General features: G+C 69.3%; 12 protein-coding genes. 5 read left to right on the top strand and 7 right to left on the bottom strand.

Features of this window, described 5'->3' with window-relative positions:
• Nucleotides 1–775, top strand: a 775-nt coding sequence (locus VOI19_RS04195) for a hypothetical protein (protein ID WP_323791699.1), incomplete at its 5' end; no start/stop codon positions are given.
• Between the two features lie 98 nt (nucleotides 776–873).
• On the opposite strand, the gene VOI19_RS04190 is transcribed toward VOI19_RS04195, so the two are convergent.
• Entirely contained in the window at nucleotides 874–1,905 is a 1,032-nt protein-coding gene (locus VOI19_RS04190; protein ID WP_323791698.1) for an alpha/beta hydrolase, read from the bottom strand.
• Nucleotides 1,906–1,964: 59 nt separating this feature from the next.
• Here VOI19_RS04190 and VOI19_RS04185 point away from each other — a divergent pair, with 59 nt between their 5' ends.
• From VOI19_RS04185 to VOI19_RS04175, 3 genes are all read left to right on the top strand, one after another.
• Entirely contained in the window at nucleotides 1,965–4,169 is a 2,205-nt protein-coding gene (locus tag VOI19_RS04185) for an RNA degradosome polyphosphate kinase (RefSeq protein WP_323791697.1), read from the top strand.
• 69 nt (nucleotides 4,170–4,238) lie between these two features.
• Nucleotides 4,239–4,856: a DUF47 domain-containing protein gene (locus VOI19_RS04180; protein WP_323791696.1), complete on the top strand. Its 618-nt coding sequence runs from the start codon at nucleotides 4,239–4,241 to the stop codon at nucleotides 4,854–4,856.
• A gap of 2 nt (nucleotides 4,857–4,858) precedes the next feature.
• Entirely contained in the window at nucleotides 4,859–5,863 is a 1,005-nt protein-coding gene (locus tag VOI19_RS04175; RefSeq protein ID WP_323791695.1) for an inorganic phosphate transporter, read from the top strand.
• Between the two features lie 100 nt (nucleotides 5,864–5,963).
• On the opposite strand, the gene VOI19_RS04170 is transcribed toward VOI19_RS04175, so the two are convergent.
• From VOI19_RS04170 to VOI19_RS04145, 6 genes are all read right to left on the bottom strand, one after another.
• Nucleotides 5,964–7,010, bottom strand: a complete 1,047-nt coding sequence (locus tag VOI19_RS04170) for a hypothetical protein (protein WP_323791694.1) — start codon at nucleotides 7,008–7,010, stop codon at nucleotides 5,964–5,966.
• A gap of 125 nt (nucleotides 7,011–7,135) precedes the next feature.
• Entirely contained in the window at nucleotides 7,136–7,906 is a 771-nt protein-coding gene (gene pstB / locus VOI19_RS04165) for a phosphate ABC transporter ATP-binding protein PstB (RefSeq protein ID WP_323791700.1), read from the bottom strand.
• Nucleotides 7,907–8,033: 127 nt separating this feature from the next.
• Complete coding sequence (gene pstA / locus VOI19_RS04160) at nucleotides 8,034–8,945, bottom strand: phosphate ABC transporter permease PstA (RefSeq protein WP_323791693.1); 912 nt, start codon at nucleotides 8,943–8,945, stop codon at nucleotides 8,034–8,036.
• Nucleotides 8,945–9,868, bottom strand: a complete 924-nt coding sequence (pstC, locus tag VOI19_RS04155; protein WP_323791692.1) for a phosphate ABC transporter permease subunit PstC — start codon at nucleotides 9,866–9,868, stop codon at nucleotides 8,945–8,947. The genes pstA and pstC overlap by 1 nt, the downstream gene beginning before the upstream one ends.
• A gap of 22 nt (nucleotides 9,869–9,890) precedes the next feature.
• Nucleotides 9,891–10,865, bottom strand: a complete 975-nt coding sequence (locus VOI19_RS04150) for a PstS family phosphate ABC transporter substrate-binding protein (protein ID WP_323791691.1) — start codon at nucleotides 10,863–10,865, stop codon at nucleotides 9,891–9,893.
• 107 nt (nucleotides 10,866–10,972) lie between these two features.
• Nucleotides 10,973–11,872, bottom strand: a complete 900-nt coding sequence (locus VOI19_RS04145; RefSeq protein ID WP_323791690.1) for an NUDIX hydrolase — start codon at nucleotides 11,870–11,872, stop codon at nucleotides 10,973–10,975.
• A gap of 49 nt (nucleotides 11,873–11,921) precedes the next feature.
• On the opposite strand from VOI19_RS04145, the gene VOI19_RS04140 reads away from it, so the two are divergent.
• Nucleotides 11,922–12,659, top strand: a 738-nt coding sequence (locus tag VOI19_RS04140) for a hypothetical protein (RefSeq protein ID WP_323791689.1), incomplete at its 3' end; no start/stop codon positions are given.

Below are 12,659 nucleotides of genomic sequence, written 5' to 3'. Positions count from 1 at the left end.
CGCCCGTGGAGGTCGACACCAGCTCGGTCGACCCGATCGTCTTCACCGACGCGCTGCGCCAGTGGCGGCCGGACCTGTGAGCGCGTCGGGCGACCATCCCGGGGGCGCGGACCCGGCGAGCCCGGTGGACCCCGTCGAGACGGCGGGGATCGACGCGGTCCGCGCCGAGCGCGACGACCTGCGCCGTCGACTCGACGAGGCCGAGCAAATCGCCGAGGACCTCGCCGAAGAGCTCGGTCAGGCCCGCGCCCGACTCGCCGACCGCGACCAGCAGGACGCCGTCCGGGCCGCCTCGAACGGCGCCCACGACGACCGACTCCCGCTCTTCGACCACAGCACCGAGACCCCCGACGGACTCATCCGCTCGGTCGACGGCAGCGACCGGCTCGTGCTGCCCATCGCGCTGGCCGCAACAGCCCTCGTCGTCTTCCTCGTCGCCCTGCTGTCACTGGCCAACAACGGCTTCCTCAGCCTGTTCAGCATCGGCACCCTGCTCGCTTCCGGCGGCCTTGCGCGAGCGGCCTGGCTGACCCGGATCGTGCCGGTCGAGGTGTGGGTCGACCGGGGTGTCGTGCTCATCCGGCGCGGGGACGCCTCGCTCAGCTTTGACCTCACCAGTGCGTCGCTCAAGTTCGACGTCACCGGTCGGCCCGGTGACGACAACTGGCGCGTGCGGTTCTACCGCCGCGGTCTCGCGCCGGTGGACGTCGACGCGAAGATGGTCGATCCGGACGCGTTCATGGCGCAGCTGGACCGGTACCGGCCGAAGGGGTAACGGTCGGCGCGTCGGTCGCGGCATCTCGATACGCCGGTCGCTCGCTTCGCTCGCACCCCGGCTACTCGATGACCAAGGGACTGCCGGTCGCGGGCTGCTCAGCCTCTGTCGAGGCCGGTCTTGAGGGCGTCGGCGATGTCGAGGACGGCGGCGCGCGAGCGACGTCCGACTCCGACGATGTTGAAGAACCCGTGGATCAGGTCGGGGAAGCGGTGCATCACGACCGAGACCCCGGCGTCCTCGAGCGCGCGGGCGTAGGCCTCGCCCTCGTCGCGCAGCGGGTCGAAGCCGGCCGTGCACACGTAGGCCGGCGCGAGCCCTGCCGGCACGTCGTGCAGCAGCGGCGAGACCCGGATGTCGTCGCGGTCGGCGAGGTCAGGGGTGTAGCTGTCGGTGGCGAGGTCCATGAACCCCGCGGTGAGGTAGAACCCCTGCGAGAACAGCTCGAGGCTGCGCGTCGCGCGCTCCACGTTGACCGAGGGGTAGACGAGCAGCTGGAAGGCGAGCGGCAGCCCCTCCTGCGCGGCCGCGATGGCCGTCGCCGCGGCGAGGTTGCCACCGGCGGAGTCACCGCCGACCGCGAGGCGCTGCGGATCGGCACCGATCGAGGCTGCGTGCTTCACCACCCAGCGGTACGCCGTCAGGGCATCGTCGTGGGCGGCCGGGAAGGGGTGCTCGGGGGCCAACCGGTAGTCGATCGCCAGCACGCGCACGCCGGCCCGCTCGGCCAGCACCCGGCACGTCGCGTCGTGCGAGTCGAGGTCGCCATACATGAAGCCGCCGCCGTGGAAGAAGACCAGCAGCGGACCGGGCTCCGGCGCCGCCGTCGTGGGCACGTAGAGCCGCGCCGGGAGGTCGCCGACGGGCAGGTCGCGCACCGCTCCGATCGGCTGGGCCCCACCGGCCATCTTCGACTCGTGCGCGATGACCTCGCGACCCTCAGGAATCGGCAGTTCTTCGGCCGAAGGCAGCTTGGCGACCTGCTTGAGACGCAGCATCAGCTGCGTCTCAGCAGCGAGGGTCTGGCCGTCGAGGACGATCGGGGTGCCGCCGAGGCGTCGCTGCACCCCTTCGGGCAACCCCATCGTGATGCGCAGGGCCAGGGCTTCGATGCTGTCGGAGAGGCTCACAGCAGCAACCTATCGCTCGGTTCTCCTGCTGTTCATCCGTCGATGACAGAGTGGACCCCATGCCCTTGGAGATCGTCCCCGACCACGCCCGACCCGGTTCCTCAGGCGAGTCGGCGACCGGGGTGCCCGACGAGGCCTACGAGGTCGACGCGATCTACCAGCCCGACCCCGAGCTCGTCGCCGGCGTAGAAGGGTTCGCCAACCGCTTCCTCGACCGTGAGCTCTCGTGGCTGCGCTTCAACCAGCGCGTCCTCGAGCTCGCCGAGGACAAGTCGCAGCCGCTGCTCGAGCGCGCCCGCTTCCTCGCGATCTTCACCAGCAACCTCGACGAGTTCTTCATGGTCCGCGTCGCCGGTCTCAAGCGACGCATCGCCGCCGGGCTCGCCGTCCGCGCGGCGTCCGGGCTGATGCCACGCGAGGTGCTCGAGCAGATCTGGACGACGACCCGCGAGCTCAGCCAGCGCCAGGCCTTGCTGTTCCGCGAGCAGATCGTGCCGGCGCTCGTCGAGCAGGACATCGAGCTCGTGCGCTGGGACGACCTCGACCGCGAGGAGCAGAAGGCCTGCAAGCGGCTCTTCCGCGACCGGATCTTCCCGGTTCTCACGCCGCTGGCCGTCGACCCGGCCCACCCGTTCCCCTACATCTCGGGGCTCTCGCTCAACCTCGCGGTCGTCATCCGCAACCCGCACAGCGACAAGCAGCACTTCGCGCGGGTGAAGGTGCCCCAGACCTTCGACCGCTTCGTGCCGCTCGACTCGGCGGGCAAGCCCGGCCGTGGGGCCCGGTTCGTGCCGCTCGAGGACGTCATCGGCGCCCACCTCAAGCGACTCTTCCCCGGCATGGAGGTGCTGGAGGCCCACACCTTCCGCGTCACCCGCAACGAAGACCTCGAGGTCGAGGAGGACGACGCCGAGAACCTGCTCGCCGCCCTCGAGAAGGAGCTCCTGCGCCGCCGCTTCGGCCCGCCGGTGCGCCTCGAGGTCGAGGAGTCGATCTCCGACTCCGTGCTCGAGCTGCTCGTGTCCGAGCTCGACATCACCGTGGACGAGGTCTTCCGACTCCCCGGACCGCTGGACCTGCGCGGCCTGCACGGCATCGCCGACCTCAACCGCGAAGAGCTCAGGAGCCCGGCCTTCGTCCCGACGACCCACCACCGTCTCGCGGAGGTGGAGTCGTCCGCGCCCGTCGACGTCTTCAAGGCAGCGCGCCGCCACGACGTCCTGCTGCACCACCCCTACGACTCGTTCGCCACCTCGGTGCAGCGCTTCATCGAGCAGGCCGCCGCCGACCCGCACGTGCTCGCCATCAAGCAGACGCTCTACCGCACGTCGGGCGACAGCGCCCTGATCGACGCCCTCGTCGACGCCGCCGACGCCGGCAAGCAGGTGCTGGTGATCGTCGAGATCAAGGCGCGCTTCGACGAGGAGGCCAACATCCGCTGGGCCCGCAAGCTCGAGCGCGCCGGCTGCCACGTGGTCTACGGCATCGTCGGCCTCAAGACGCACTGCAAGCTCGCGATGGTGGTGCGCGACGAGGGTGACCAGCACGGCGGGATCCGTCGCTACACCCACATCGGCACCGGCAACTACAACTCCAAGACCGCGCGCAGTTATGAGGACCTCGGCCTCATCACCACCGACGACGCCATCGGCGAGGACGTCGCCCACCTCTTCAACAACCTCAGCGGCTGGTCGCGCAACGCCTCCTACGAGCACCTGCTCGTGGCCCCCGACTCGGTGCGCTCCGGGCTCGTGGAGCAGATCCACGCCGAGATAGCCCACCACGCCGCCGGTCGCATCTCCGGCATCCGGCTCAAGGCCAACTCGGTCGTCGACGAGGGCATCATCGACGCCCTCTACCTCGCCTCGCAGGAGGGCGTGAAGGTCGAGCTGCTCGTGCGCGGCATCTGCGCGCTGCGCCCCGGCGTCCCCGGGCTGTCGGAGAACATCTCGGTGCGCTCCATCCTCGGGCGCTTCCTCGAGCACAGCCGGATCTCGTGGTTCGCCAACGGCGGCGAGCCCACGGCTTGGATCGGCTCGGCCGACATGATGCACCGCAACCTCGACCGTCGCGTCGAGGTGCTCGTGCGCCTGCCCCACGAGGAGAGCATCGCGTCGATCGGCTCGCTGCTCGACACCGCCTTCGACGCCGACACCCGGGCCTGGGAGCTCCACAGCGACGGCACCTGGGTCAACAACGGCGGATCCGTGCACCTCCAGGAGCTGCTCATCGAGGGCCAGCGCCGACGTCGCACGACGTCCTGACGCTTGCGGCGGCGTCCCGTAGCCCTAGCATGAGGCGTCCCCCAAGCGAACCCACTCAAAGGATCGACCGTGCGCTTCAGGATCCGCCCCCTCGACTCGGTCTTCTTCGACCTCTTCACCGAGGCCGCTCAGCACCTTGTCATCGGCTCGTCGCTGCTGGCCGAGATGCTCTCGGACTCCTCCGACCCCGAGGACGTCGCCGCCCGCATGCGGGCCGCCGAGCACGATGCCGACGAGACGGCCCACAGCCTGATCCGCCGAGTCAACACCACCTTCGTCACGCCCTTCGACCGCGAGGACATCTACGCGCTCGCCTCGGCGCTCGACGACGTCATGGACTCCATGGACGAGGTCGTCGACCTGGTCCTGCTCTACAAGGTCGCCGAGCTGCCGGCCGACCTGTCGCTCCAGGTCGAGGTGCTCCAGCGCTGCGCCGACCTCACCGTCGCCGCGATGCCGCGCCTGCGCACGATGAAGTCGCTCGACGACTTCTGGATCGAGATCAACCGTCTCGAGAACGTCGGTGACCGCAACCACCGCCGCAGCCTGGCCGCGCTCTTCACCGGCTCCATCCCCACGCTCGAGGTCCTCAAGCTCAAGGACATCGTCGAGTCACTCGAGGAAGCCGTCGACGGCTTCGAGCGAGTGGCCAACATCGTGGAGCAGATCGCGCTCAAGGAGAGCTGAGGGTGTCCCTCACCCTGGCGATCGTCATCGCCGTCATCGTCGTCGCGCTCGTCTTCGACTACACCAACGGTTTCCACGACGCGGCCAACGCAATCGCGACCTCGATCTCGACCCAGGCCCTGACCCCGCGCATCGCCCTGGCGATGGCTGCGGTGATGAACTTCGTCGGGGCGTTCCTCGGTCAGAAGGTGGCCCAGACCGTCTCGGAGACCATCGATCCAGGGGTCGGCAACGCAGCCCTGCTCGTTGTGATGGCCGGCCTCCTGGGCGCGATCGCCTGGAACCTCATCACCTGGTACTTCGGCCTGCCCTCGTCGTCCTCCCACGCCCTGATCGGTGGCCTCGTGGGCGCAGCCCTCGCCGCCGGCGCCACAGCCCGGTGGGACGTGGTGATCAACAAGGTCGTCATCCCCATGGTGCTCTCGCCGCTCGTGGCCTTCACCCTCGGCTTCGGGGTGATGATCGCGATCATGTGGCTGTTCCGCCGGGTCAACCCCGGCAAGGCCAACAGCGGCTTCCGCCTCGCGCAGACCATCTCGGCCGCGGCCATGGCACTGGGCCACGGACTCCAGGACGCCCAGAAGACGATGGGTGTCATCTTCCTGGCACTGCTCGCCGGCGGCTACGTCGCCGCAGACGACGGCCTGCCGCTCTGGGTCATCGTCGCCGCGGCCACGGCGATCTCGGCGGGCACCTACTCGGGCGGCTGGCGCATCATGCGCACCCTGGGTCGGCGCATCATCGACCTCGACCCGCCGCGCGGGTTCGCCGCCGAGTCGGTGGCCGCCTCGGTGCTCTACACGACGGCGTACGTCTTCGAGGCCCCGATCTCGACGACCCACACCATCACCTCCGCCGTCATGGGCGCCGGGGCGAGCAAGCGCGTCAGCGCGGTGCGGTGGCTGGTCGCGCGTCGGATCGTCGCGGCCTGGGTGCTGACCTTCCCGATGGCCGGCCTCGCCGCCGCGGCGTCGTACGGCGTGCTCAAGGTCGTCGTCCCGACCTGAGGCCTCTGGCCGGCCCTCGCCCGAGATAGTCCCTTACGAAGTGGCCCCTCTCGGCGCCGATCAGGGGCCACTTCGTAAGGGACTATCTCGAGTCGGCGGCTCACGCCACCCGGTGCGCCAGGAAGCGGCGGCGCTGGTCGGCGGTCATCGCACGTCGGGCGGCCACGGTGGAGGCGTCGGTCCACCAGTGCGGTTGCTCGATGGTCCAGGTCCGGTCCTCGACGGGATGCCGCTCCGCATGCCGGTACGCCGTGTGGAGACGCCCGACGAACGCCCACGGATCGCGTCGGTCCGACGCCGTCATCGTGACGACCTCGAGGTTGTGCGCCCGGAAGACACCCTCGCGTCGCAGGTCGCGGTCGCGCTGCGAACGCACCAGGTGCAGGTCGCCGTCGTACTCCCCCGCCACACCGGCCACCGGGTCGAAGACGTCCGGCGTCCCGATGTGCGCGCCCGTGCGGACGTCGAAGATCGGCTGGTTGCAGAGCGGCCGACGCAGTCCGGCGTTCTCCGTCCAGACGTCGCGCAGCTCGACCTCCATGAGCGACCAGCAGTTCTCGTCAGCCCGGGGCACTGCGCGCCGGGCCCGTGGCACGCCGGTCCAGCCGTACTGCGTCTCGAGGAACGCAGCCATCTCCGCGATCGAGACCAGGTCGGAGTAGGCGGCCGCGTCGAGCACCTTCACGGCGTCCAGGTCACTCACGGCGTAGCGCATCTCGAACGACGTCGCGTAACGCGGGTCGGCGACCGGGAGGCCATCAACCCAGAGCACCATGCGTGGGTCGAATCCCTCCGCACTCGGAGCGATGCCCGGCTGGCGGCGGATGTCGTGCGTGCTCGTCACGATGGACACCGGGCGGGCCGACAGCCTCGCGGTCGACCCGTCGAACCATCGACCGCCCAGCCAGCACAGTGCGGCCCAGCCATTGATCGCGCTCCCTGGCTTCACCAGCACCGACGCCTCGACGATGCGCTGCCGAACGTCGTCGGTCGGAGTCGACGCCGGCACGTAGTAACCATGACTCGTACGACGCCAGCGCGGCCCCCGCGCCTCCTTGCGGGTCGGGCCGGTGGGATCGGTCGGGGCGCACCGCACCGGTAGCACCAGGCCACCCGGCAGGCGACCCTCGTCAGGTGTCGCGAACATGCGGAGATGGTCGCCCCTGCACGGCCGACGGCGCGGGCGTCATCCACAGGCGCCCTCAGAAACGACGAAGTGGCCCCTCCCGGTGCTCCGGAGGGGCCACTTCGTAAGGGACTATCGCAGGCGGGTCAGCCGAAGCGACCGGAGATGTAGTCCTCGGTGCGCTGGTCGGCGGGGTGGGAGAAGATGCTGGCGGTGCGGTCGAACTCCACGAGCAGGCCGGTGCGGTCGCCGGTGGTCTCGTCGGGGCGGGCGGTGAAGAACGCCGTCCGGTCCGAGACACGGGCCGCCTGCTGCATGTTGTGGGTGACGATGATGATCGTGTAGTCGTCGCGCAGCGAGACCATCAGGTCCTCCACGCGGGCCGTGGCGATCGGGTCGAGGGCCGAGCAGGGCTCGTCCATCAGGATGACCTCGGGGCGCGTCGCGATCGTGCGCGCGATGCAGAGGCGCTGCTGCTGGCCGCCCGAGAGCCCGTAGGCCGACTGCTTGAGCTTGTCCTTGACCTCGTCCCACAGGGCGGCGCCGGTGAGCGCCTCCTCGACCAGGTCGTCCATGTTGTCGACCTTCATGCCGGTGACCCGCGGGCCGTAGGCGATGTTGTCGTAGATCGACTTCGGGAACGGGTTCGGCTTCTGGAAGACCATGCCGATGTTGGTGCGCACCGCGATCGCGTCGACGCCGCGGTCGTAGATGTTCTGGCCGTGGTAGTTGACCCGGCCCTCGACGCGCGCGCCGGAGACGAGGTCGTTCATCCGGTTGAGGCAGCGCAGCACGGTCGACTTGCCACAGCCCGAGGGTCCGATGAGGGCCGTGATCTCGTTCTTGCCGAAACGCAGGTTGACGTCGTGCACCGCGTGGAACGCGTTGTAGTAGACGTTGAGGTTCTCGACCTCCATCACCGGGTTCGGCGGGACGTCGGGCAGGTCGCTGCGACCGTTCTCGCTCGCGTTCGGGGTGGCCTGGGGCATCGCGTGATCGCCCTTCTTCGTGCTCGCAGTCGCGGGATAAGTTGTCATCAGATTCCTACCAGGATCGCTGGAACTTGTTGCGGATGTAGATGGCCAGCCCGTTGAGGCTCAAGATCATCACCAGCAGGACGATGATCGCAGCGGAGGCAGCCGTCTGGTAAGCCTCACGCGACTCCGAGGTCAGGGTGTAGATCTGGATCGGCAGCGCGGTGATCTGCGACGCCAGCCCGGTGGGGTCGAAGCGCACCGAGCCCGCGATCCCGACGACCACCAGCGGCGCAGCTTCACCGATGGCGCGCGACAGGCCGAGGATGGTGCCGGTCGAGATGCCCGGGATCGCCGAGGGCAGCGTCTGGCGCCAGGTGGTCTGCCACATCGTGGCGCCCAGGGCCAGGGAGCCCTGGCGGATCTCGGCGGGCACGGCGCGCAGGGCTTCGCGGGTGGTGATGATGATGACCGGCAGGATCAGCAGCGCCAGCGCGATCGCACCACCGAGCACGACACCGGTCTGCTGGAAGCCCATCAGCGCCATCACCGCGACGGCCAGGAGGCCGTAGACGATGGAGGGCACGGCGGCGAGGTTCTGCAGGTTGACCTCGAGGACCCGGTTGTACCACTTGGTCTGGTCGGAGAACTCCTCGAAATAGATCGCCGCGGCGATGCCGAGCGGTACGGCGAAGAGCGCGGTGAAGGCCATCAGCCAGACCGAGCCGAGGATGCCGGCGCGGAAGCCGGTGGTCTCGGGGCTGACCCGGGAGCCGTAGCCGGTGATCAGGTCGCCGTCGAAGCGCGAGGCGCCGGAGATCGCGGTGTCGACGATCAGGACGACCAGCACCATGACGCCGAAGAACAGCGAGAACCACAGCCCGATGAGGAAGAGCATCGAGGTGAGGTTGCGGTCGCGGTCGCGACCGGACTTGGAGATGACCTCGACGGTCTCGCGAGCTGACTTGGTGGCGACACTCATCAGTAGGCCTGTCGGTAGCGGCGGACCAGCGCGATGCTGATGATGTTGATGACGAACGTGATCACGAACAGCAGCATGCCGACCGCGAAGAGCGTGTTGTACGACGTCGACCCGACCGGGTTCTCGCCGCCGGCGGTCTGGGCGATGAAGCCCGTCATGGTCTGCATGCCCTCACGCGGGTCGAGCGAGAAGTTCTTCTGCGCACCGGCCGCGAGCGCCACGATCATGGTCTCGCCGATGGCGCGCGAGAGGCCGAGCACGATGGCGGCCGCGATGCCCGAGAGCGCCGCGGGGAAGACCACGCGCAACGTCGTCTGCATCCGGTTGGCGCCCATCGCCAACGAGCCCTGGCGCATCGACATCGGGACGGCGGACAGCGCGTCCTCGGCGAGCGAGGCGATCGTCGGGATGACCATGACGCCGAGCACGAGCCCGGCAGCCAGGGCGTTGGTGAAGCCGACCTCGACGTTGAGGATCTTCTGCAGCAGCGTCGGGGTGACGAAGCTCAGGGCGAAGAACCCGTAGACGACCGACGGCACACCGGCGAGCAGCTCGACCGTGGGCTTGAGGTACTTGCGAGCCCGCGGCGAGGCGTACTCGGAGAGGTACATCGCGGCACCGAGCCCGAGCGGCACTGCGACGAGGAGAGCGATCACGGTCACCACGAAGGTGGCCATCACCAGCGGGAGCACGGCGTACTTGCCCTCGATGGCGAAGAAGTCGCCGAAGGGGACCTCGGCGAAGAAGTCGATGACCGGGCCGATCAGTGCCACCAGGATGCCGAAGGTGATCAACACCGACAGCATCGCCGACGCCACGAGCACGACCTTGATGACCTGCTCCCCCGGGCGCGATCGGCGCCCGAGGTCAAGGGGCAGACCCGCCCTGTCGGACGGGCCTGCCACCGTTGACGAACTACTCATGAAGAGAAACTTTCTCTTGGGATCAGCCTGCGGCGAGCGCTTCGAGCTCGGACTGCGTCTCAGCGTAGAGGTCCTCGCTCAACGGGATGAACTGACCGATCTCGGCGATCGTCTCGAGGTTCTCGATGTAGAAGTCGACGTAGGTCGCGACGGCTGCGTTCTCGGCGTACTCGGCGGCGTTGACGTAGATGAACAGCGGACGGGCGAGGGGGGTGTACTCGCCGGCCTGGGCGGTCTCGGCCGAGGGCGCGACGCAGCCGTTGCCGTCGTCGATCGACAGGGCCTTCAGCGAGTCGGCGTTCTCCTCGTAGTAGGTGAAGCCGAAGTACGACGTGGCGCCGGGGGTGTTGGCGACGCCCTGCACGAGCACGTTGTCGTCCTCGGAGGCCTCGTAGTCGGTGCGGGTGTTCTCGGTCTCGGACTCGACGACGTCGTTGGCCATGTAGTCGTAGGTGCCGGAGTCGGTGCCGGGGCCGAAGAGCGAGATGTCCTCGTCGGGGAAGCTCGGGTCGATCTCGGTCCAGTTGGTGGCCTTCGCGTCGGGGCCCCACAGCGCCTTGACCTGGTCGACGGTCAGGCAGTCGACACCGAGGTCGGGGTTGACGACCATGGTCAGCGCGTCGGTGGCGACCTGGAGCTCGACGAACTCGACGCCGTTCTCCTCGCACACCGCGATCTCCTCCTCGGAGATGGGACGCGAGGCGTTGGAGATGTCGGTGCTGCCGACGCAGAACTTCTCGAAGCCACCGCCGGTGCCGGAAGCACCCACGGGGACCTGGAGGTTGGGGTTCTCCTCCTTGAGGAGCTCGGCCGCAGCGTCGCTCATCGGGAAGACCGTCGAGCTGCCGTCGACCGAGACGTTGCCGGAAGCGCCGCCGGCCGCACCGCCGCCGCACGCGGTGAGCGCGAGGCCCAGAACAGCCACGCCGGGGACGAGAGCGGTACGAATCGCGCTGCGCTTCACGTTGTTCTCCTTGTTGACTCTGGTGAGGTTCACAAGAGGAACGTTCGAGCGGCCAGGTGACCAGGCACCTCGGACGTGGTTAACGCAGGATGAACAGCACCTGTGCAGCAGGTCTGATCAGGCGTGGGAGGTGGCAGTCGTCACACGGAAAGGTGCTCGTGGGAGACGACTCGCCCGCGGCGCACCTGGAGCACCAGCAGGTCCGAGACCTCGAGACCCGGGTCGTCGACGTCGAGCGCGTCGCACAGCAGCGGCAGCACGGGACGGTGGGTGCACAGCACCGTGGGGCGCCCGTCGGCGCGCACGCCCTCGGCGATCTGGTCCAGCAGCGCTGCGTCAGCACCCTCCTCCGACAGGCTCGCGGTCGACTCCAGCTCCCAGCCGGTCGTGTCGGCGAAGGGCTCGACCGTCTGCAGGCACCGCGTGCTCGTTGACGACAGCACCCGCGTGACGCCGTACGCCGCCAGCACCGGCACCAGTCGCTCGGCCTGCGCCCGACCGAGGTCGAGCAGCGGACGCTCGCGGTCGTCGCGGCGCCAGGCCTTGCGCGAGCGAGACTTGGCATGTCGCAGCACCACCACTGCCTGCGACTTCTTGCGGCAGCCGAGAGCCTCGACGAGCGTCTCGCGATCGTGGGGGTAGGTCAGGCGCTCGACCGCCTCGTCGGCGGGCACCCACTCCACGGCGTCGATCTCGTCGTTGGGCCGGTAGCAACTGACGTCGTCGTCACCCACCACTCGCCCGGTCCAGTAGAAGACCGTCTTGCAGCGGCCCTTCCCTGCGGACGACAGCGGGTAGCGCTGGGAGGCGAGAGGCGAGGCCAGGCGCACGTGCAGCCCGGTCTCCTCCGCGACCTCGCGCACCGCTGCCACCGTGCGGTGCTCCCCGGGGTCGAGCTTGCCCTTGGGGAAGGACCAGTCGTCGTACTTCGGCCGGTGCACGAGCAGCACCTGACGGCCGGGGCGGGACACCACGACCCCAGCAGCGAGGACGTCGGCGGCCGGGGAGCCCGGCGCATCCGTGGCGGTGGACGCGGTCACGGGGACTAGTCTCACATCACATCCATCGATCGAGGAGCCCCGCACCGACGTGACGAGTAAACGTCTGATGACGATCGCCGGCGCCGTGATCGCACTGGCCGTCGTCGCGGCCGCTGTCGTCGTCCTGCTCGAGAGCCGCGAGGACGACGTCGACCGCACCACGCTGGCCGGCGCCCTGCGCCTGGCTCCCGCGGACACCCAGCGGTTCTCGTGGACCGACTGGGCCGGCGTACGACGCCAGGTCGGGCTCGAGCTCACGGCGTCGTCGCCGGGGCCGGCCGTGCAGGACCTCCTCGACCGCGGCTTCGACGCCGACCTGACGCCGTCCTCGGCGCTGGGTTCCTCGGCCGTGGTGATGCAGGACCGACTCGGCTTCTCCCCCGCCACGCTCGACTGGGAGCTCTTCAACCAGGGCCCCGGGGTCGCGTCGCTGGCGATGCGAGCCGGTCCGGGAGTCGACTTCGACGCCGTCGCTGCTGCGCTGCGCAACGAGGGCTACGCCGAACCGGCCGGCCCCGACGGCTACTGGGTCTCCGACCCCGGGCAGGACGAGATCACGGCCCAGGTGACTCCCGAGCTGCTGCTGATCGCGCTCGACCCCGAGAACTCGATGATCTTCGCCAGCGACACCGGCACCGGGATCCTGGCCGCCGTCGACGCAGGCGCCCGCGCGGAGACCGAGGCCCTCCCGGCCGGCATCGTCGAGGCCGCCGGCCAGCCGCTCGCAGCCTCCCTCTACACCGGCGACCAGGTCTGCAACGCCCTCGCGCTGGCTCGCGCCGACGAC

The organism is Nocardioides sp., assembly GCF_034670285.1.
In the GTDB taxonomy this organism is placed as follows: Bacteria; Actinomycetota; Actinomycetes; order Propionibacteriales; family Nocardioidaceae; genus Nocardioides.
Note: the sequence above shows the minus strand (reverse complement) of the source record. Positions and strands in the feature narration are given on the sequence as shown.